General features: G+C 65.4%; 18 protein-coding genes and 1 pseudogene. 12 read left to right on the top strand and 7 right to left on the bottom strand.

Features of this window, described 5'->3' with window-relative positions; all coding sequences use genetic code 11:
- Positions 1–3 precede the first annotated feature (3 nt).
- Both xseA and ACOZKU_RS13200 read right to left on the bottom strand, forming a co-directional pair.
- Positions 4–1,605: an exodeoxyribonuclease VII large subunit gene (gene xseA / locus ACOZKU_RS13205; RefSeq protein WP_421579266.1), complete on the bottom strand. Its 1,602-nt coding sequence runs from the start codon at positions 1,603–1,605 to the stop codon at positions 4–6.
- Between the two features lie 71 nt (positions 1,606–1,676).
- Positions 1,677–2,453 (bottom strand): helix-turn-helix domain-containing protein, encoded by a 777-nt coding sequence (locus tag ACOZKU_RS13200; protein ID WP_421579265.1) that lies wholly within the window; start codon positions 2,451–2,453, stop codon positions 1,677–1,679.
- A 126-nt stretch (positions 2,454–2,579) separates the two neighbouring features.
- Here ACOZKU_RS13200 and ACOZKU_RS13195 point away from each other — a divergent pair, with 126 nt between their 5' ends.
- The 4 genes from ACOZKU_RS13195 to ACOZKU_RS13180 all read left to right on the top strand — a co-directional run bounded on the left by ACOZKU_RS13195 (position 2,580) and on the right by ACOZKU_RS13180 (position 6,003).
- On the top strand, positions 2,580–2,990 hold the full coding sequence (locus ACOZKU_RS13195; RefSeq protein ID WP_421579264.1) for a hypothetical protein: 411 nt from the start codon (positions 2,580–2,582) through the stop codon (positions 2,988–2,990).
- A 139-nt stretch (positions 2,991–3,129) separates the two neighbouring features.
- Complete coding sequence (locus tag ACOZKU_RS13190) at positions 3,130–4,155, top strand: histone deacetylase family protein (protein ID WP_421579263.1); 1,026 nt, start codon at positions 3,130–3,132, stop codon at positions 4,153–4,155.
- 199 nt (positions 4,156–4,354) lie between these two features.
- The gene (locus ACOZKU_RS13185) at positions 4,355–5,263 is read left to right on the top strand and encodes an EamA family transporter (protein ID WP_421579262.1); all 909 of its coding nucleotides are present in this window, start codon (positions 4,355–4,357) and stop codon (positions 5,261–5,263) included.
- Between the two features lie 74 nt (positions 5,264–5,337).
- Complete coding sequence (locus ACOZKU_RS13180) at positions 5,338–6,003, top strand: OmpA family protein (protein ID WP_421579261.1); 666 nt, start codon at positions 5,338–5,340, stop codon at positions 6,001–6,003.
- 174 nt (positions 6,004–6,177) lie between these two features.
- Here the strand turns inward: ACOZKU_RS13180 and lepA are convergent, their stop codons facing one another.
- Both lepA and ACOZKU_RS13170 read right to left on the bottom strand, forming a co-directional pair.
- On the bottom strand, positions 6,178–8,010 hold the full coding sequence (lepA, locus tag ACOZKU_RS13175) for a translation elongation factor 4 (protein WP_314090806.1): 1,833 nt from the start codon (positions 8,008–8,010) through the stop codon (positions 6,178–6,180).
- A 61-nt stretch (positions 8,011–8,071) separates the two neighbouring features.
- Positions 8,072–9,322 (bottom strand): MFS transporter, encoded by a 1,251-nt coding sequence (locus tag ACOZKU_RS13170; protein ID WP_421579260.1) that lies wholly within the window; start codon positions 9,320–9,322, stop codon positions 8,072–8,074.
- Between the two features lie 143 nt (positions 9,323–9,465).
- Between ACOZKU_RS13170 and ACOZKU_RS13165 the strand changes: the two genes are divergently transcribed.
- Entirely contained in the window at positions 9,466–10,044 is a 579-nt protein-coding gene (locus tag ACOZKU_RS13165) for a helix-turn-helix domain-containing protein (protein WP_421579259.1), read from the top strand.
- 7 nt (positions 10,045–10,051) lie between these two features.
- Entirely contained in the window at positions 10,052–10,573 is a 522-nt protein-coding gene (locus tag ACOZKU_RS13160; RefSeq protein WP_421579258.1) for a GNAT family N-acetyltransferase, read from the top strand.
- 80 nt (positions 10,574–10,653) lie between these two features.
- Here the strand turns inward: ACOZKU_RS13160 and ACOZKU_RS13155 are convergent, their stop codons facing one another.
- The 3 genes from ACOZKU_RS13155 to ACOZKU_RS13145 all read right to left on the bottom strand — a co-directional run bounded on the left by ACOZKU_RS13155 (position 10,654) and on the right by ACOZKU_RS13145 (position 13,234).
- Positions 10,654–10,830: a hypothetical protein gene (locus tag ACOZKU_RS13155; RefSeq protein ID WP_244761374.1), complete on the bottom strand. Its 177-nt coding sequence runs from the start codon at positions 10,828–10,830 to the stop codon at positions 10,654–10,656.
- Between the two features lie 116 nt (positions 10,831–10,946).
- Positions 10,947–12,002 (bottom strand): 3-carboxy-cis,cis-muconate cycloisomerase, encoded by a 1,056-nt coding sequence (locus ACOZKU_RS13150; protein WP_421579257.1) that lies wholly within the window; start codon positions 12,000–12,002, stop codon positions 10,947–10,949.
- A gap of 194 nt (positions 12,003–12,196) precedes the next feature.
- Positions 12,197–13,234, bottom strand: coding sequence for an Ldh family oxidoreductase (locus ACOZKU_RS13145; protein ID WP_421579256.1), 1,038 nt, complete (start codon positions 13,232–13,234; stop codon positions 12,197–12,199).
- Between the two features lie 146 nt (positions 13,235–13,380).
- On the opposite strand from ACOZKU_RS13145, the gene ACOZKU_RS13140 reads away from it, so the two are divergent.
- The 6 genes and pseudogenes from ACOZKU_RS13140 (at position 13,381) to ACOZKU_RS13115 (ending at position 18,479) form a co-directional block, all read left to right on the top strand.
- Positions 13,381–14,898, top strand: coding sequence for an aldehyde dehydrogenase (NADP(+)) (locus tag ACOZKU_RS13140; RefSeq protein ID WP_421579255.1), 1,518 nt, complete (start codon positions 13,381–13,383; stop codon positions 14,896–14,898).
- A gap of 70 nt (positions 14,899–14,968) precedes the next feature.
- Positions 14,969–15,109 (top strand): annotated as a pseudogene (locus ACOZKU_RS13135) (amino acid ABC transporter substrate-binding protein); the annotation flags it as partial.
- Between the two features lie 69 nt (positions 15,110–15,178).
- The gene (locus ACOZKU_RS13130) at positions 15,179–15,844 is read left to right on the top strand and encodes an amino acid ABC transporter permease (RefSeq protein ID WP_314090832.1); all 666 of its coding nucleotides are present in this window, start codon (positions 15,179–15,181) and stop codon (positions 15,842–15,844) included.
- Positions 15,845–15,855: 11 nt separating this feature from the next.
- Positions 15,856–16,506 (top strand): amino acid ABC transporter permease, encoded by a 651-nt coding sequence (locus ACOZKU_RS13125; protein ID WP_421579254.1) that lies wholly within the window; start codon positions 15,856–15,858, stop codon positions 16,504–16,506.
- Positions 16,499–17,221 (top strand): amino acid ABC transporter ATP-binding protein, encoded by a 723-nt coding sequence (locus tag ACOZKU_RS13120; RefSeq protein ID WP_421579253.1) that lies wholly within the window; start codon positions 16,499–16,501, stop codon positions 17,219–17,221. The genes ACOZKU_RS13125 and ACOZKU_RS13120 overlap by 8 nt, the downstream gene beginning before the upstream one ends.
- Before the next feature lie 7 nt (positions 17,222–17,228).
- Positions 17,229–18,479: an NAD(P)/FAD-dependent oxidoreductase gene (locus tag ACOZKU_RS13115; protein WP_421579252.1), complete on the top strand. Its 1,251-nt coding sequence runs from the start codon at positions 17,229–17,231 to the stop codon at positions 18,477–18,479.
- Positions 18,480–18,484 lie beyond the last annotated feature (5 nt).

Below are 18,484 nucleotides of genomic sequence, written 5' to 3'. Positions count from 1 at the left end.
GCCTCAGAACAGCGAGCCTTGGCGCGGTGCCGGTTTGGCCGCCTCCGTCTCCGGCTTGGCCGGCTTCTTGCGCGGCGGCGCGCTGCCGCCCGGATTGGTGCCCGCGCCGGTGACGGCCTCGACACTGCCGTCAGCGAATTCGATGGCGATGGCGCGGCCGGGCCCAAGCGCCGCCGCCCCCTTCACCGGCACGCCCTCCTCATCGCGCACCAGCGCATAGCCACGCTTCAGCACGTTGCGGTAGGAGAGCGATTGCAGCACGCGGTCCTGCGCCTGAACGAGGGCGCGGCGGCGCGAGAGGTCGCCGGACAGGGCGCTTTCGGCCCGCAATACGAGGCCCTTCAGCCTGTCGCGCGACCGCTCGGTCTGCGTCTTGATACGGGCGGGCGTGGCGCGCAGCGACACGTCGAAGGCGGAGAGACGGGCGCGCAACTGGTCGAGCCGGCGCTCGACGATGCGCTCGGCGCGCAGCACGCGATCGGCGACGCGCTGGCGGCGCTCGGCGATGCGGGTGAGCAGCATGTCGGGGCGCAAATGCGCTGCGGTACGCTCGAAGGCGCGGCGCTTGTTGACCGTGTTCATGTGCAGGCCGCGGCCCAGGCCGGCAGCGGCCTCGTCGAAACGGCGGCGCGGCAGCGCCAGGAGCTGGTCGAGCGAGGGCAGCGCGCGGGCGAGCGCGCGAACGCCCTGGCGGCGATTGTCCATCTGCCGCGCCGTCGCGCCGCGCAGGCGGGCGGTAAGCGAGGCGATTTCGGCGTCGAGATCGGCCTTCACCGGCACGGCCATTTCGGCGGCGCCCGTCGGTGTCGGTGCGCGGCGGTCGGCGGCGTGGTCGATCAGCGTCCAGTCGGTCTCGTGGCCGACCGCCGAGATCAGCGGGATTTTCGAGGCCGCGGCGGCGCGTACGACGATCTCGTCGTTGAAACTCCAGAGGTCTTCAAGACTGCCGCCGCCGCGCGCGACGATCAGCACATCCGGGATGCGGATCGGCCCGAGCGGATCGAGCGCGTTGAAGCCTTCGATGGCAGCCGCCACCTCCTGTCCCGAGCCTTCGCCCTGCACCTTGACGGGCCAGACGACGACATGAACAGGAAAGCGGTCAGCGATGCGGTGCAGGATATCGCGGATGACGGCGCCGGTCGGCGACGTGACGACGCCGATGACCTTTGGCAGGAAGGGCAGCGGCTTCTTGCGCTCGGTGTCGAACAATCCCTCGGCGGCGAGCTTGCGGCGACGTTCTTCGAGCAGCGCCATCAGCGCGCCGGCGCCGGCCGGTTCCAGCGCCTCAATGACGATCTGGTATTTCGAGGATCCGGGGAAGGTGGTGATCTTGCCGGTGGCGATCACCTCCATGCCCTCTTCCGGCTTGAAGCGCAGGCGCGAAAAGCTGCCTTTCCAGATGACGGCATCGATGCGCGCCTTGTCGTCCTTCAGCGAGAAATAGGCATGTCCCGAGGAATGCTGGCCGCGATAGCCGGATATCTCGCCGCGCACCCGCACCTGGTCGAAGGCTTGCTCGATGGTACGCTTGATGGAGCCGGACAGGTCCGACACCGAATATTCGGTGAGGTTGGTCGGCGAATCAGTGTCGGAAAAGAAGCTCATGGCGCAAATGTAGTGTGTTTGACGCCGCAGGACAGGGTGGATGCGGCGGCATCCCCAGTCCGTTTCCGACATCATGCGCCCTCGAAATGCGCCCGCGTCTCGGCATCGGCCGGGAAGAAGCTCTCGATCAGCACGCCCTGCACCAGCGCATCCTGCGTCGAGCCGAAGGAGGTGAGCGTGGTGATCCAGTTGAAGCGCTTCGTGCCGATCTTCATCTCGATGGGCAGGATCGGCAGGCGGTCGCCCTCCGGGAACGCTTCGAGTGCCGCCTTGATATCCTCCTCAGCGGCAAGCCGCTCGATGCGCTTGAGCAGCGGACTGCGCGGCCCCTGCAGCCAGGCCTCCGCACGGATTCGGTGCACGAGATCGGCAGCCGATTGCGCCCAGTTGACGACGATGGAGCGCAAGGGCGTCGGGCCGAGATAGGCCTCGAGGAAATTGTCGCCCGGAGAGACGGCGATGCCCGCCATGCCGGCAAGGCCGAGAAAGGCCTGGTTGGCGGTCAGTACATTGTATTCGTGATCGAAGACGACGCCCGGATAGGGATCGTGCCGGCCGAGGATGAGGCCGATCGCCTCGGCGACGGCGGGCGGCACGGCGGCGAGGCTTTTGGCCGGCGCCGTGCCGAAGCGCGGGCGAAAACCGGCGGCGGAAAACAGCAGGCCCTGATCGCGCGCGGGAATGTCGAGCACGGCGGAGAGACGCAAGATCATGCCCTCCGAGGGACGCGAGCGGCCGGTTTCGAGGAAGGAAAGGTGGCGCGAAGAGATGCCGGCCTCGTTTGCCAGTTCCAGTTGGCTCATGCGCCGGTGGCTGCGCCATTCCTTCAGGTGTTCGCCGAATTCCATTTCTCTCTCCGCCGGTTGCCCGCGCAGTCAACATGAGACGGGGCATGATTTCCATTACCTCTGACGTAATTGGTTTGCCGCACCGCGACCGGCAGGATCGGCCCATCGAAACGAAAGGAGCCCATCATGTTCGCCACCCCAAACCGCAATCTCTTGAAGTCCATCATGCTGTTCGACGGCGTCTTCTCGCTTGCCACGGCCGGTCTGCTCTTCGCCTTTTCCGGCCCGATCAGCGGCCTCGTCGGCCCGCTCGCCACGCCGGGCATTCTCCTGGCCTTCGCCGTCTTCTTCCTCTTCTGGGGCGGTTTTCACCTCGCGGTCGGCCGGCAGGAGCAGCCGTCGCCTTCCGCGGTGCGTTTCGCCATCACCGGCGATGCGCTCTGGGTGCTCGGCAGCCTTGCCGTGCTCGTTCTCGGTCACGGCAGCTTGACGGCGGTCGGCATGGGCCTCATTGCCGTCGCCGCCGTAGCAGTCGCCGATATCCTGCTGATCAAACAGATCGGCCTTGGCCGCCAGCGCAAGGCCCTGCTTGCCTGATGCATCCTTCGTCTCGCAATCCGCCCCTGCCATCGGCCGGGGCGATTTGCGTTTTGGGCGAAAACCTACCCCGCGGGAGAGATTTCCCTTGCCGGAAAAATGCTCTACCGTCGCGCCCAAATGACAATGGGGACTTTTCATGCGCGTTATCTTTTCCGAAGACCACAAGCTGAGGAACGCTCGCAGCGAGCTTTACGGCGGCGAGCTGGTGCCGCCCTTCGAGGCACCGTTCCGGGCCGAATGGATTCTGGCCGCGGTAAAGGATGCCGGCTTTACCGACATCGCCGCCCCGGAGCGCCATGGTCTCGAAACCGCGCACAAGGTGCATGACGCCGGCTACCTCTCCTTCCTCCAGACGGCCTGGGACCAGTGGAAGGCGGCCGGTTATAACGGCGAGGCGATCGCCACGTCCTTCCCCGTGCGCCGTACCTCGCCGCGCATCCCGACCCAGATCGATGGCCTGCTCGGCTACTATTGCAACGCCGCGGAAACGGCGATCTCGCCCGGCACCTGGGAGGCGGCGCTGTCCTCGATGCAAACGGCGCTGACGGCGGCCGATATCGTCGCCGGCGGTGCGAAGTCCGCCTTCGCGCTCTGCCGTCCGCCGGGCCACCATGCCGGCATCGACAGTTTCGGCGGCTATTGCTTCATCAACAACGCCGCCGTCGCCGCCCAGCGCTTCCTCGACAAGGGCGCCAAGAAGGTCGCGATCCTTGATGTCGATTTCCACCACGGCAACGGCACGCAGGATATCTTCTACGAGCGCGACGACGTCTATTTCGCCTCGCTGCATGGCGATCCGGCCGAGGCCTTCCCGCATTTCCTCGGTTATGCCGAGGAGACCGGCAAGGGTGCGGGTACCGGCACCACGCAGAACTATCCGATGCCGCCGGGCACGCCCTATTCCGTCTGGGAGGCGGCGCTGAAGGACGCTCTGAAGCGTATCGAGGCCTTCGGCGCAGAGGTGATCATTCTCTCCCTCGGCGTCGATACGTTCGAGGAGGACCCGATCTCCTTCTTCAAGCTCACTTCACCGGATTACATCACGATGGGCAGGGCGGTCGCGGCAAGCGGCGTGCCGGTGCTTATCTGCATGGAAGGCGGCTACGGCGTGCCGCAGATCGGCCTCAACGTCGCCAACACGCTGAAGGGCATTGCAGACTGACATCTTGCATCAAATTTCTTGAAGCAAGGCGTCACGATTATCCATTTGTCTGATGGCAGACCCTCCCCTACAGTGCCGCGCGTTACGAAGTGGCGCGCAAAGGTCACTGTAGTCTTTTGAACTTCAACACAAATCCCGAAATCGCCTGCGATTTCGGGATTTGTGTTGGGGGACTGGGTGCCCTAGGGGAAGAGTTATTATGGCAGATCAACAGGCGACGGCCAGCGGCGGCGGTCTTTCGGGCTCGGGCAATGCGGGGCTGTTTACGGGCATCCTGCTGTGCTTCGGCTCCATGTCGAGCATTCAGTTCGGTTCGGCCTTTTCGGCGACGGCGATCCATGCCTTCGGCCCCTCGACCACCACCTTCCTCCGCCTCGTCATGGCTGCGGCGATCCTCGCGCTGATCGTGCGCCCGCCGATGCGTTCCTATAGCCGTGAACAATGGAAGAGTGCCGCCCTGCTCGGCGCCACCATGGCGGCGATGACGCTGTGTTTCTTTGCAGCGATTGCCCGCATTCCGCTCGGCCTTGCCGTCGCCATCGAGTTTCTCGGGCCGCTGGCGGTCGCCACCTGGTCGCTCGGCAAGGGCTGGCGTCTGATCTGGCCGGTCGCGGCCTTCATCGGCGTCGTGCTCCTGTCGCATGACGGCGCGGGCTGGGTCGGCGATCCCGTCGGCATGCTGTTCGCCGTCGGCGCGGGCATCGGCTGGGGCACCTATATCATCCTCATGAAGAAGACCGGCGCGGTGTTCAAGGGGCTGGAAGGCCTCTCGATGTCGCTGCTCTTCGCCGCCATCGCCGCTGCCCCCTTCGGCTTGCCGCGCGTCGGCGAGGCCCTGAACCCGGAGGGGCTGGGCATGATGCTCGGCCTTGCCATTCTCGTGCCGCTCTTTCCCTACGCACTTGAGATGATCGCGCTGCGCCGCATGCCCATGTCGGCCTTCGGCATCCTGATGAGTCTCGAGCCGGCGCTCGGCGCACTGGCAGGCTTCCTCGTGCTCAGCCAGCCAATGACGCCCCTGCAGATGCTCGGCACGGCGCTGGTCGTGGCAGCGAGTGCCGGCGTCACATCGAGCGGAAACGGCGAAGGTGAGGGGAAAACCGCCTGAAAACGGCCCTCTTTCATGTTCTTGCCGCAATCGCTAGGTTGAAGCAGAATCATCGACGTTTCCGGGGACACTCCATGTTGAAGAAAGTTGCGCTCGTCGCGCTCGCCGCGACCTACCTTTCCGCCTGCACGACGACGGACCCCTATACGGGCGAGCAGAAGGTTTCCAACACGGCCGGCGGTGCCGCCATCGGCGCCGGCATGGGCGCGGTCGCGGGCCTGCTCATCGGCAACAACCCCGTGCAGCGCCGCAACGCCGCCTTGATCGGCGCGGGTGTCGGCGCGCTCGCCGGCGGCGCCATCGGCAACTACATGGACAACCAGGAATCGGAACTGCGCGCGCAGTTGCAGGGCACCGGCGTTTCGGTCAGCCGCGTCGGCGACCGCATCGTGCTCAACATGCCCTCGAACGTCACCTTCGCGACGGACCGCGACCAGGTGATCCCGCCGTTCTATCCGACGCTCGATTCGGTGGCGATCGTGCTGCGCAAGTTCGACAAGACGCTGATCGACGTCGACGGCCACACGGATTCGGTCGGCAATGCCGGCTACAACATGAATCTCTCCAACCGCCGCGCCAATTCGGTCGCCAATTACCTTGCCTCGCGCGGCGTCGATCCGCGCCGCATGTCGGCCATGGGCTACGGCCTGGAGCGCCCGATCGCCTCCAACGCGACGGAAATGGGACGCGCGCAGAACCGCCGCGTGGAAATCGCGATCTCGCCGCTCAAGCAGGGCTGATATCGGCCGCTTTCAGGACCGGATCATGCGAAGGGCCGTTTTACGGCCCTTTTGCTTGCTGACAAACCTCGCCGCACCCGCCATCGTCGTCCTCGGCCTCGTGCCGAGCATGACGGAAGAGAGGTTTTAGACTTTGTCAGCGGTTGAAGGGAGGCAGTGCCTCCCTTCTCCATCTTATTCGTCGCCCATCTTGAGCGCGGCGATGAAGGCTTCTTGCGGGATTTCCACCTTGCCGAACTGGCGCATGCGCTTCTTGCCGGCCTTCTGCTTGTCGAGCAGCTTGCGCTTGCGGGTGGCGTCGCCGCCGTAGCACTTGGCCGTCACGTCCTTGCGCAGCGCCGAGATGGTCTCGCGGGCGATCACGTTGCCGCCGATGGCGGCCTGGATCGGGATTTTGAACATGTGCTTCGGGATCAGCTCCTTGAGCTTCTCGCACATGTCGCGGCCGCGCTTTTCGGCGGCCATGCGGTGCACCATCATCGACAGCGCATCGACAGGCTCGCCGTTGACGAGGATCGACATCTTCACCAGATGGCCTTCCTTGTGGTCGGTGATCTGGTAGTCGAAGGAGGCATAGCCCTTGGAGATCGACTTCAGGCGGTCGTAGAAATCGAAGACCACTTCATTGAGCGGCAGGTCATAGGTCAACATGGCGCGCGTGCCGACATAGGTCAGCTCGATCTGGATGCCGCGGCGGTCCTGGCAGAGTTTCAGGATACCACCGAGATAATCGTCGGGCGTCAGGATCGTCGCGCGGATCCACGGCTCGTGGATTTCCGAGATCTTCACGACGTCGGGCATGTCGGCCGGATTGTGCAGCTCGCGCATCGTCCCGTCGGTCATGTAGAGCTGATAGACGACCGAAGGCGCCGTCGCGATCAGGTCGAGGTCGAATTCGCGCTCCAGGCGCTCCTGGATAATTTCGAGATGCAGCAGGCCGAGGAAGCCGCAGCGGAAGCCGAAGCCCAGCGCCGCCGACGATTCCATTTCGAAGGAGAAGGAGGCATCGTTGAGGCGCAGCTTGCCCATCGCCGAGCGCAGGTCTTCGAAATCGGCGGCATCGACCGGGAAGAGGCCGCAGAACACCACCGGCTGCGCCGGCTTGAAGCCCGGCAGGGCCTTGGCGGTCGGGCGCTTGTCCTCGGTGATCGTATCGCCGACGCGGGTATCGGCCACTTCCTTGATCGACGCGGTGATGAAGCCGATCTCACCGGGACCCAGACTATCCATCGCGACCATCTTCGGCGTCAGCACGCCGACGCGCTCGATCGTGTATTTGGCGTCCGTGCCCATCATGCGGATGGTCTGGCCCTTGCTGATGCGGCCTTCGATGACGCGCACCAGAACCATGACGCCCAGATAGGTGTCGTACCAACTGTCGACCAGCAGCGCCTTCAGCGGGGCCTTCTCGCCGCCCTCGCTCTTCGGCGCGGGCAGGCGCTGGACGATGGCTTCCAGCACGTCGGGAATGCCGAGGCCGGTCTTTGCCGAGATCAGCACGGCTTCGGACGCGTCGATGCCGATGACTTCCTCGATCTGTTCCTTGATGCGGTCGGGCTCGGCGGCCGGTAGGTCGATCTTGTTGAGTACGGTGACGAGCTCGTGGTTGTTGTCGATCGCCTGGTAGACGTTGGCGAGCGTCTGGGCTTCCACGCCCTGCGAGGCGTCAACGACCAGCAGCGAACCTTCGCACGCCGACAGCGAGCGCGAGACTTCATAGGCGAAGTCGACGTGGCCGGGCGTGTCGATGAGGTTCAGCACATAGGTCTCGCCGTCGTTCGCCTTGTAGTGCAGGCGCACGGTCTGGGCCTTGATGGTGATGCCGCGCTCGCGCTCGATATCCATCGAGTCGAGGACCTGTTCCGACATCTCGCGTTCGGCAAGGCCGCCGGTCGACTGGATCAACCGGTCGGCGAGCGTCGACTTGCCGTGGTCGATATGGGCCACGATCGAGAAGTTGCGGATATGGTCGAGGGGCGTCGAAGAATTGGTGCTCATGCGCGCCATATAGCAGCGCCGAAGATTCCCGCAAAGCGGTAAATGAAGGGTTTCGGGACGGGAAGCGCCGCTATTCCGGGGCTTTTCCCCCCTCGACCAGTGCGCCGGCATTCGGCACCTGGGCGCTGCGGATCTCGAAGGTCTCGCGCGCCTCGACCGGCACCGTCTCGCGGCGACGCAGACGGTGGGCGACGAAGGCGGCATAGAGGACCGCGACGGCCATGGCGGCATAGATGAAGGTTTTCGGGCCGAAGGTCGGCGTCAGCGCGGTCACGGCAAGCGGCACGAGGGTGGCGGCGGTCGACCAGGCGACGAGCAGCGTCGAGGCGAGCGGTACGAAATCCTCCGGATCCGTGCGGTCGTTGGCATGGGCGTTGGCGATGGAATAGACGCTTTCGGTCGCCCCTGCCCAGAGCGCGAAGACCAGCATGAGGATGACCAGCGCCTGGAAGGAGACGAAGAGCGCGGCGATGGCGGCCCCCGTGATCAACAGGCAGGTGAAGATCAGCACGAGGCGCCGATCAATGCGGTCCGACAGCGTGCCGAGCGGGTATTGCACGAAGAGCAGGCCGAACTGCATGACGAACATCAAGAGCGCCACGTCCTTCTGGCCGACATTGTTGGTGGCGGCGTAGATCGGTGTAAAGCCCTGCACGACCATGGAAAGACCGCCGGCGGCGAGCACGCCGATGAGGGCGACCGGCGAATTGCGCCAGGCCATGGCGAAATCCACGCTGACGCCGGCGGGTGGCGGCGGCGTCGGAAGCCGGGTCAGGCCGATCGGCAGGATAGCGAGCGTCGTGACGAAGATGGTGACGAGCGGCGCGAGGTTGCCATCGGCCGGCATCTGCCCGAACAGCCAGGCCCCGACGCCGAGCCCCAGCACATAGGCCATGTAGAAAAACGACATGGCCTTGCCGCGCCAGCGGTTGTCGGCCGCGTGGTTCAACCAGCTCTGGGCGATGATGAAATTCGCATTGCCCGCCGTCCCGTAGATGCCGCGTGCCAGAACCCAGAGGATCGGATTGACGCCCAGCGCCACGAGGAAGGCGGCGATGAGGACGAGCGCCATGGAGCAGGAAAATGCCCGTGCATGGCCGACGCGGCGGATGACCGGGCCGGCGAGGATGCAGCCGAGCAGGCCGCCGAAGGCAATCGCCGTGACGGCCGCGCCGGGTGTCCACGAGGGTGCGTCGGCGCGTGACAGCACATAGGGCACATAGGCGAGCATGATGCCGTTGCCGATGGCGACGAAGGTCATCGAAACGACAATGGCCGTTATGGAAAAAAGCGACGATGCCCGCTGTGTTTCCCCTGCCATGCGCCGCTCCCTCCGATTCTCGTGCAGCCACCATATCCGGTCAGGCCGATGTCGCATTGTCGCCGGAGCGGCATGCGCGAGAATTATTTTGGGATGAGGTCATGCCAGTTGACTCCATTATGCGGGAGAATTATTCTACGATAATGGAAAACGAAAACGATCCCCTGGAAAGCGCCATCGGCGAGCGGCTGCGGCAGTTGCGCATGGCCCGCAACCAGACGCTGGACGATCTGGCCGGCGCCTCGGGTGTCAGCCGGGCGATGATCTCGCGCATCGAGCGCGGCGAGGCGAGCCCGACGGCACAGTTGCTCTCGCGGCTCTGTGCGGGGCTCGACCTGACGCTGTCGGCCTTCTTCGCCTTTTCCGCCGAGGCGGGCGATCCGCTGTCGCGGCGGGAGACGCAGACCGTCTGGCGCGATCCGGAAACCGGCTATCAGCGCCGCGCCGTCTCGGCCGCCAACACGGCCTCGCGCGTCGAGGTGATCGAGGTCGAGTTTCCCGCCGGTGCGCGCATCGCCTATCCGCCGGAAACGGCGAAGGCGGGCATGACGCAGCATGTCTGGCTGTTTTCCGGTCGCCTGCGCATGACGATTGCCGGAACCGTGCATGATCTCAACCCCGGCGACTGCCTTTATATGAGCATCACCGAGGGCCATGTCTTCGAAAACCCCGGCGATGTGCCGGCGCATTATGCCGTGGTGCTGGACCGCGGCAGAGCCTGAGGGACCGATGAGCGATATCAGACTGCTCGACCATGCCGAAGCGCAGGCGCGTATCGGCGAATTGTCAGAAGTGCTGGCAGATTGCGTGGCCGGCGGCGCCTCCGTCGGCTTCATGGCACCCTATGGACCTGAAGATGCCGTACCGTTCTGGCAGGGCGTGGCGGCGGCGGTCGGCGCTGAGGCGACGCTGCTTTTTGCCGCCGAGCGCGAGGGCCGCATCGTCGGCACGGTGCAGATCGGCATCAGCCAGATGCCGAACCAGCCGCACCGGGCGGACGTGAAGAAGCTGCTGGTGATGGAAAGCGAACGCGGCCGCGGCGTGGCGCGCGCCCTGATGATGGCGGCGGAGGCCGAAGCCGCAAGGCGCGGCAAGACCGTGCTGGTGTTGGATACCGCGACCGGCAGCCCGGCGGAAACCGTCTATGAGCGGCTCGGCTGGCAGCGGGCGGGCGTCATTCCCGACTATGCGCTCTATCCGGACGGGCGCTTCTGCGCGACGACGTTTTTCTACAAGCGCATCGGTGCATGACAAAAACCCGGATGCAGGGGGCATCCGGGTTTTTGGCGGGTTTTCAGACGGGTTTTCGGGGAGGTCAGCGGCAGGCTGGATTATTTGCAGACCTTGATCTTCTTGATCACCAGGTTGCCATAGTAGTCGTAGGACTTGATCTTCTTGATGAAGCAGTGCGGCTTGTGGCCGTAGCCGTAATAGCCGGCCTGCGAGGGGGCGGCGAAGGAGACGGCGGCAACGAGGGCGATGGTGGCGGAAACGATGATCTTGCGCATGGGCACTCCTGATTGGTTGGGCCTGATCTCTGTGGAATGAGCCTCTCTCATCCGGTGTGACCAGACTTTCCCACGATCATCCGCCGTGCGCTGTTCCGCATGGAACAGGGCCGCGTTTATTCCGTCCCGATCTGGCGGATGGCGGCGAACAGCTCTCCGGCGAGCCGAAGCGCCGCGCCGCAGGCGACCACCATCTGCGGCAGGATCAGCCATTCCAGCGTCCAGGCGGCACCCGAGCGCTCCTGCTCATGCACCGCCGCCTGGGCGATCCCGCCGAGCTGGGCGGCGTTGAAACGGGCGAGCGTCACCAGCGCTTCGGCGGCGACCGGGTTCTGCTTGTGCGGCATGGCGGAGGAGCCGCCGCCGCCGGCAAGCATGATCTCGCCGCCGCGATCCGCCATCAGCACGATGTCCTGCCCGATCTTGCCGAGGCTGCCGGTGATGGCGGCGAGCAGGCCGGCAAGCTCGCCGATGCGGTCGCGCTGACTATGCCATTGCGGCGCGTCGACGAGGCCGAGCTCATCGGCCAACGCCGCACGCACGGCGCCTGCCTTGTCACCAAGCTTTTCCAGCGTGCCCGCCGCGCCGCCGAACTGCACGGCAAGCCCCTCCAGCGCAAAGATCTGCAACCGTTCGGCAACGCGCTCCAGCGGTTGCCGCCAGGCATCGAGGCGGTCGGCCACGGTGATCGCAATGGCCGGCTGCATGCGCGTGCGCCCCATCAGGCTGTGTGCGCCTGACGTTGCTGCGAGAACGGCCAGCCCGCCGATCAGCCCGTCCAGCCGCTCCTCCAGAAGGGGCACGACACGCGACAGGCGCAACATCAGGCCGCTGTCGATGACATCCTGGCTGGTCGCGCCGAAATGCAGGTGTTTTGCATGCGGCTCGCCAACGGCGGCGCGCAACTGCCGAACGAGATCCGGTACGACAACACCGTCGCGCGCCGTCGCGGCGCGCAGGCTTGCGACATCAGGCGAAAAACGATGCGCCGCACGCGCGATGGCATCGGCCGCCTCCACCGAAACGACCCCCGCCCCAGCCTCCGCCTTGGCCAAGGCCACCTCGAAGGCCAGCATGGCTTCCAGCTCCGCTGCAACGGAAAAGAACGATGCCGTTTCCTCGTCACCGAGAAGGCTGGAGAGATAGGGATGGTCGAAGGGCGAGACGGTCATGGGATCCTCTTTCGGGAGGCAGCGTGTGCCGGATGGATCCTCGGGTCAAGCCTGAGGGCGACGTCTGCCGGTGGAACCGTCGTGCCTAACAAGAGCGGCCGTTGATGTGCGTCGGTGCGGACGCCGATCGCCCACACAGCGGCCAATCGGCATCCCGCGGAACCGTTCGCCGGCTAATGAACGCTATGACGCGGTCAGGCGATCGCGTCGAGGCCCTTGTCCAGCAGACGGTCGAGCTGGTCGATCTCTGCGGCGGTGAGCGAGACGCCCTCCGTTTCCGACTTCGTGCGGGCCACGAAACGGCGCTGCGAGGGCAGGCGGGCGCCGCCGCCGACGATGGCTTCGAAAAGCACTTCGGCGCGGGCGAAGGGATCGCCGGGGCGGCCCTTGGCGAAGGCTTCTGGCGACATGGCGATGATGAGTTCGCCGTGGAAGGGCGCGAGCGTCGTGGTGCCGAGATAATCGAGCACTTCCGGGCTCGTCAGGTCACCGATCATGATGCCGGCCAGAAGTTCGATCATCGTGCCGATGGCGGAACCCTTGTGGCCGCCGAAGGGCAGCATGGCGCCGGCGAGTGCTGCTTCCGGGTCGGTCGTCGGGTTGCCGTCCGCATCGATCGCCCATCCCTCGGGCAGTTGCTTGCCGGCGCGGCGGTGCAGTTCGATCTCGCCGCGGGCGGCGACCGACGTTGCGAAGTCGAAGACGTAGGGCGAAGTGTCCTTGCGCGGCCAGCCGAAGGCGAAGGGATTGGTGCCGAGCAGCGGCTTGTTGCCGCCCGTCGGCGCGACCGTCGCATAGCTCGGGCACATGACGAGACCGGCAAGGCCCTCGTTCGTCACGGCCTCGACTTCCGGCCAGAGCGCGGAGAAATGGGTGCAGTCATTGATGACGAGTGCCGCGATGCCGAGCTTTTTCGCACGCTCGGCAAGGGCGGGCACACCGAGCTCGAAGGCGGGGTTGGCGAAACCGCCGCCGGCATTGACCTTGACGATGGCCGAGCTTTCGTTGCGGTCGAGCACCGGCACCGCATCCGGCTTCACCTTTCCGGCTTTGACGGTTCGCAAAGCGCCTTCGATGCGGTAGATGCCGTGCGACTTGCAGGCGTCCCGTTCGCCGGCGACGATGACGCGGGCGAGCGCGCCGGCCTGCACGGCATTGAGGCCAGCCTTGAGAAAGATCGCTTCGACGCGCGAAAACAGGGTGTCGATCGGCAGGATGGTGGTTTGCGTCATCGTTCGTCTCTTCAGGCTGGTGCCGACCCATGCAGGTTGGCGATTGAACATTTGCATACATAGAGTATACAAGATTTTGACAAGTGCAATTCGCCCGTCTCACTCCTATATCGGGCGAACCCCATTCCGCAAGAAAGGTACGTCTCATGGCTTTCACTCCCCACGGTAAACACCTCGTCGCAGGCGAATGGCTTGACGGCAACGGCACGTTTACCTCCTCGCCCGCCCATGGCCCGGCGCACGACTTTGCCGTCGGCACGGTGGAGCTGGTGAACCGCGCCGCGGAAGCGGCGGAAGACGCCTTCCTGAGCTACGGCTATTCCTCACGTGCCGACCGCGCCGCCTTCCTGCGCGCCATCGCCGACGAGATCGAAGCCCGCGCCGACGCCATCACCGAAATCGGCACGCAGGAAACCGGCCTGCCCGTCGCCCGCCTGCAGGGCGAGCGCGGTCGCACCACCGGGCAGCTGCGCCTCTTCGCCGACCATATCGAGAAGGGCGATTTCCTCGACCGCCGCTTCGACGCGGCCCTGCCCGACCGCCAGCCGGCACCGCGCCCGGAGATCCGCCTGATCCAGCGGCCGATCGGCCCGGTCGCCGTATTCGGCGCCTCCAACTTCCCGCTCGCCTTCTCCACGGCCGGCGGTGATACGGCAGCAGCCCTTGCTGCCGGTTGCCCCGTCGTCGTCAAGGGCCATTCGGCCCATCCCGGCACCGGCGAGATCATCGCCGAAGCCGTTCTTGCCGCCGTCAAGAAGACCGGTGTGCATCCGGGCGTCTTCTCGCTCATCCAGGGCGGCAACCGCCAGGTCGGCGAGGCCGTGGTGCAGCACCCGCTGATCAAGGCCGTCGGCTTCACCGGCTCGCTGGCCGGCGGCCGCGCGCTGTTCAACCTGTGCGCCGCCCGTCCGGAGCCGATCCCGTTCTTCGGCGAACTCGGTTCGGTCAACCCGATGTTCGTGCTGCCGGAAGCCGCGAAGGCCCGCGCGGAAAGCCTTGGCCAGGGCTGGGCCGGTTCGCTCACCATGGGTGCGGGCCAGTTCTGCACCAATCCGGGCATCGCCATCGTCCAGAGCGGCGCGGATGCCGACCGCTTCACGGCCGCTGCCGTCGAGGCGCTTGCCAAGGTCGCCCCGCAGACCATGCTGACCGATGGCATTGCGAAGGCCTATCAGGATGGTCAGGCGCGCTTTGAAAGCCGCAACACGGTCAAGCCGCTGCTGACGACTGAATCCACCGGCCGCAATGCCCTGCCGAACCTCTTTGAAATCTCCGGCGACCAGTTCCTTGCCGACCATGCGCTGTCGGAAGAAGTCTTCGGCCCGCTCGGCCTCGTCGTGCGCGTCTCCTCGGTCGACGAGATGGAAAAGCTTGCCCGCAACTTCGAGGGCCAGCTGACAGCGACCATCCAAATGGACGCCGGCGACCTGGAAGACGCCAAGCGCCTGCGCCCGTTCCTTGAGCGCAAAGCCGGCCGCGTGCTGGTGAACGGCTTCCCGACTGGCGTCGAGGTTGTCGACACCATGGTGCATGGCGGCCCCTACCCGGCCTCGACGAATTTCGGCGCGACGAGCGTTGGCACGCTGTCGATCCGCCGCTTCCTGCGTCCGGTATCGTACCAGAACTTCCCGGAGGGCCTGCTGCCCGAGGATTTTCTCAACTGATTCAAGCCTGAATCGGGCCTGAATCGGGCTTGACACGGCCGGGTCTTCCGAAAGGAAGGCCCGGTCATTTAACCGCGAAGAATACGGCCTGATCAACTACCTGAACCTGTTCATCAACCAGCAGGTCCGCACCGGCCGTTACAACGAGCTCTACGAAAAGTGGGTCGGCGGCGAAGTGCCGTCGCTTTCGGTCAACGGCGTTTATCGCTAATCTGCCGTTTTGAAGGCGGCGCGGGAGCTTCTTCCGCGCCGTCGATCGTTTCCGAAGGGTGAGACGGCAATGTTCAGTTACAATTTCCATTGGAATCAGGCGTTCAAGGCCCTGCCGCAGATGCTGGACGGTGCTTTGGTCACGCTCCAGATCGCCCTCGCCTCCATGGCCATCGGCCTTGCCGTCGCGCTCGCGCTGACGCTCTTCCGGTTGTCCGGCAACCGCATCCTCAACGGCTTTGCCACCGTCTGGGTCGAGATCGCGCGCAACACGCCGGCCCTCTTCCAGATCTACATGGCCCATTTCGGCCTCGGCAGCTTCGGAATCCACCTCAGCCCCTATACGGCGCTGCTGGTCGGCATCGCATTCAACAATGCCGGTTATCTCGCGGAAAACTTCCGCGGCGCGCTGAAGGCGATCCCGGAAACGCAGACCCGCGCCGGCCGATCGCTCGGCATGACGCCCCTGCAAGCCTTCCGCTACATCGTCATGCCGCAGATGCTGCGCATCGCCTTCCTGCCGGCCACCAACCAGATGGTCTGGGCAATCCTGATGACCTCGCTCGGCGTCACCGTCGGCATGAACACGGATCTCGCCGGCGTTACCCAGGCACTGAATGCAGTGTCCTTCCGGACCTTCGAATTCTTCGCGCTCGCGGCCGTCATCTACTACGTGATCGCCAAGGTCGTGACGCTCGCCGCACGCCTCGCCGCCACGCGCATGTTCCGTTACTGAGAGGGTAAACCATGTTCGATACCGCTCTCACGCTTGCCGATCTCGGCTTTCTCGCGCAAGGCGCCGTCATGACGCTGGCGGTCACGGCCGTCTCCGTGCTGGCCGGCACCCTTCTCGGCGTCGTCTTCGGCGTGCTGCGCAACCAGCTCGGCACCTACTGGTCGCTGCCGATCACCTTCCTGCTCGATATCTTCCGCTCCGTGCCGCTGCTCATCCAGCTCGTGCTCGGCAATGCGTTGCAGTCGATCATGAAGCTCGGCTGGGCGCCGTTCACCACCTCCTGCGTGGTGCTGTCGCTCTATACGGCCGCCTATTGCACCGAAATCGTGCGCGGCGGCATTTCCGCCGTGCCGACCACGACGCGCCGCGCGGCCCGCTCGCTCGGCATGACTTGGTGGCAGGACATGCGCTACATCGTGGCGCCGCTCGCCACCCGCGTCTCGCTGCCGGCCTGGATCGGGCTGACGCTTGGCGTCATGAAGGATTCGGCGCTGGTGCTCTGGCTCGGCCTGATCGAACTCCTGCGCGCCTCGCAGATCCTCGTCACGCGCCTGCAGGAACCGCTGTTCATCCTGCTGATCTGCGGCGCCATCTACTTCATCATCAGCTTCCCCATAGCCCGGCTTGGCGGCTATCTCGAAAAACGGTGGTCCAATGATTGAGATCGAAAACGTCCGCAAGTCCTTCGGCCAGCTCGAAGTTCTCAAGGGGATCAACCTCACCGTCCTGAAGGGCGAGGTGCTGACCATCATCGGCGGCTCGGGCTCGGGCAAGTCGACGCTGCTCACCTGCATCAACGGTCTGGAGACCATCGATGCCGGCCGCATCGTCGTCGACGGCACCGATGTCCATGCCAAGGGCACGGACCTTAACAAGCTGCGCCGCAAGCTCGGCATCGTGTTCCAGCAGTTCAACGCCTTCCCGCACCTGACGGTGTTGGAAAACGTCATGCTGGCGCCGGTCAAGGTGCTCGGCCAATCCAAGGCGGAAGCCGAGGCGATGGCTGTCAAGCAGCTGACCCATGTCGGCCTCGGCGACAAGCTGAAGGTCTATCCGAGCCGCATGTCGGGCGGCCAGCAGCAGCGCATGGCGATTGCCCGCGCGCTTGCCATGTCGCCGGCCTATATGCTGTTCGACGAGGTGACCTCCGCACTCGATCCGCAGCTCGTCGGCGAAGTGCTCGACACGCTGCGCATGCTGGCCTCGGAAGGCATGACGATGATCTGCGTCACGCATGAAATGAAGTTCGCCCGCGAAGTCTCCGACCGCGTCGCCTTCTTCCACAAGGGCGTCATGGCCGAGATCGCGCCGCCGGAAGAGCTGTTCGGCGCGCCGAAGGATCCGGAACTGAAGACCTTCCTCGCCGCAACGCATTGAGACCGTGATGAACACAGAGATTCAACCCGGCGTCGTCGTCATCGGCGCCGGCGTCGTCGGCCTGTCGGCGGCCATCGCCGCCCAGGCGCGCGGCCTCACCGTCACCGTTCTGGAACGCGACGCGCCGGCGGCTGGCGCCTCGGCCGGCAATGCGGGCGCCTTCGCCTTCACCGATATCCTGCCGCTCGCCTCGCCGGGCATCCTGAAGAAGGCGCCGAAATGGCTGCTCGACCCGCTCGGGCCGCTCAGCGTGCCGCCGTCCTATGCCGTGCAGATCGCACCCTGGATGTTCCGCTTCTGGCGGGCCTGTTCGGCCAGTCGCGTCGCCCACTCCACGGCGGCGCAGACCGCGCTGATGGACCTCTCCAAGGCCGAGCTGGAACCGTTCCTCGCCCAGACCGATACGCTTGGCATGCTGCGCAAGGAAGGCAACCTGCAGGTCTATGAAAGCCAGGCCGAGCTCAACGCCTCGCTGCCCGGCTGGAAAGCGCGCGAGCAGCACGGCGTCGAATTCCACCACCTCGATGCCAATGGCATGGCGGCGATCCAGCCCGGCCTTGCGCCGCGCTTCACGCATGGCACGTTTACGCCCGGCTGGTATTCCATCGCCGATCCCAAGCTCTATACGCTGGCGCTGGCAGATCATTTCCGCGCTAAGGGCGGCATGATCGAGCGGGCCGACGTCTCCGGCCTGCACCCGATCGAGGGCGGCGTGGAAATCCGCACCACCGACGGACGTACCCTGCGGGCGCAAAAGGTCGTGCTGTCGGCCGGTGCCTTCTCGCACCAGGTCGCCCGCTCGCTTGGCGAAACCATCCCGCTCGAAACCGAGCGTGGCTACAACACGACGCTGCCCATCGACGCCTTCGACCTGCGCACGCAAGTGACCTTCGGCGGCCATGGCTTCGTCGTGACCCGGCTTTCGACCGGCATCCGCGTTGGCGGCGCGGTGGAGCTTGGCGGACTGAAGCTACCGCCGAACTTCCGCCGGTCGGAAGCCATGCTGGAAAAGGCGCGCACCTTCCTGCCGGGCCTCAAGCCCCAGGGCGGCGTGCAGTGGATGGGTTTCCGCCCGTCGCTGCCCGACAGCCTGCCGGCGATCGGCCGCGCCCGCGCCACACCCAAGGTCATCTATGCCTTCGGTCACGGTCATCTCGGTCTCACCCAGTCTGCCGGCACCGCCCGGCTCGTCGCCGATCTCCTGACGGACCGGCCGACCGCCATCGACATCGCCCCCTTCTCGCCGCAACGTTTCTAGGAGCC

It is taken from the genome of Shinella sp. M31 (assembly GCF_049199205.1).
Taxonomy (GTDB): domain Bacteria; phylum Pseudomonadota; class Alphaproteobacteria; order Rhizobiales; family Rhizobiaceae; genus Shinella.
Note: the sequence above shows the minus strand (reverse complement) of the source record. Positions and strands in the feature narration are given on the sequence as shown.

What these genes read in the sequence shown, in the direction of transcription:
- ACOZKU_RS13180 (WP_421579261.1), top strand. Translation starts at nt 5,338, where the DNA reads ATGTTGAAGAAAGTTGCGCTCGTCGCGCTCGCCGCGACCTACCTTTCC.
- ACOZKU_RS13115 (WP_421579252.1), top strand. Translation starts at nt 17,229, where the DNA reads ATGAACACAGAGATTCAACCCGGCGTCGTCGTCATCGGCGCCGGCGTC.
- ACOZKU_RS13170 (WP_421579260.1), bottom strand. Translation starts at nt 9,322, where the DNA reads ATGGCAGGGGAAACACAGCGGGCATCGTCGCTTTTTTCCATAACGGCC.
- ACOZKU_RS13200 (WP_421579265.1), bottom strand. Translation starts at nt 2,453, where the DNA reads ATGGAATTCGGCGAACACCTGAAGGAATGGCGCAGCCACCGGCGCATG.
- ACOZKU_RS13140 (WP_421579255.1), top strand. Translation starts at nt 13,381, where the DNA reads ATGGCTTTCACTCCCCACGGTAAACACCTCGTCGCAGGCGAATGGCTT.
- ACOZKU_RS13185 (WP_421579262.1), top strand. Translation starts at nt 4,355, where the DNA reads ATGGCAGATCAACAGGCGACGGCCAGCGGCGGCGGTCTTTCGGGCTCG.
- ACOZKU_RS13145 (WP_421579256.1), bottom strand. Translation starts at nt 13,234, where the DNA reads ATGACGCAAACCACCATCCTGCCGATCGACACCCTGTTTTCGCGCGTC.
- ACOZKU_RS13130 (WP_314090832.1), top strand. Translation starts at nt 15,179, where the DNA reads ATGTTCAGTTACAATTTCCATTGGAATCAGGCGTTCAAGGCCCTGCCG.
- ACOZKU_RS13160 (WP_421579258.1), top strand. Translation starts at nt 10,052, where the DNA reads ATGAGCGATATCAGACTGCTCGACCATGCCGAAGCGCAGGCGCGTATC.
- ACOZKU_RS13120 (WP_421579253.1), top strand. Translation starts at nt 16,499, where the DNA reads ATGATTGAGATCGAAAACGTCCGCAAGTCCTTCGGCCAGCTCGAAGTT.
- ACOZKU_RS13190 (WP_421579263.1), top strand. Translation starts at nt 3,130, where the DNA reads ATGCGCGTTATCTTTTCCGAAGACCACAAGCTGAGGAACGCTCGCAGC.
- ACOZKU_RS13165 (WP_421579259.1), top strand. Translation starts at nt 9,466, where the DNA reads ATGGAAAACGAAAACGATCCCCTGGAAAGCGCCATCGGCGAGCGGCTG.
- xseA (WP_421579266.1), bottom strand. Translation starts at nt 1,605, where the DNA reads ATGAGCTTCTTTTCCGACACTGATTCGCCGACCAACCTCACCGAATAT.
- ACOZKU_RS13195 (WP_421579264.1), top strand. Translation starts at nt 2,580, where the DNA reads ATGTTCGCCACCCCAAACCGCAATCTCTTGAAGTCCATCATGCTGTTC.
- lepA (WP_314090806.1), bottom strand. Translation starts at nt 8,010, where the DNA reads ATGGCGCGCATGAGCACCAATTCTTCGACGCCCCTCGACCATATCCGC.
- ACOZKU_RS13150 (WP_421579257.1), bottom strand. Translation starts at nt 12,002, where the DNA reads ATGACCGTCTCGCCCTTCGACCATCCCTATCTCTCCAGCCTTCTCGGT.
- ACOZKU_RS13125 (WP_421579254.1), top strand. Translation starts at nt 15,856, where the DNA reads ATGTTCGATACCGCTCTCACGCTTGCCGATCTCGGCTTTCTCGCGCAA.
- ACOZKU_RS13155 (WP_244761374.1), bottom strand. Translation starts at nt 10,830, where the DNA reads ATGCGCAAGATCATCGTTTCCGCCACCATCGCCCTCGTTGCCGCCGTC.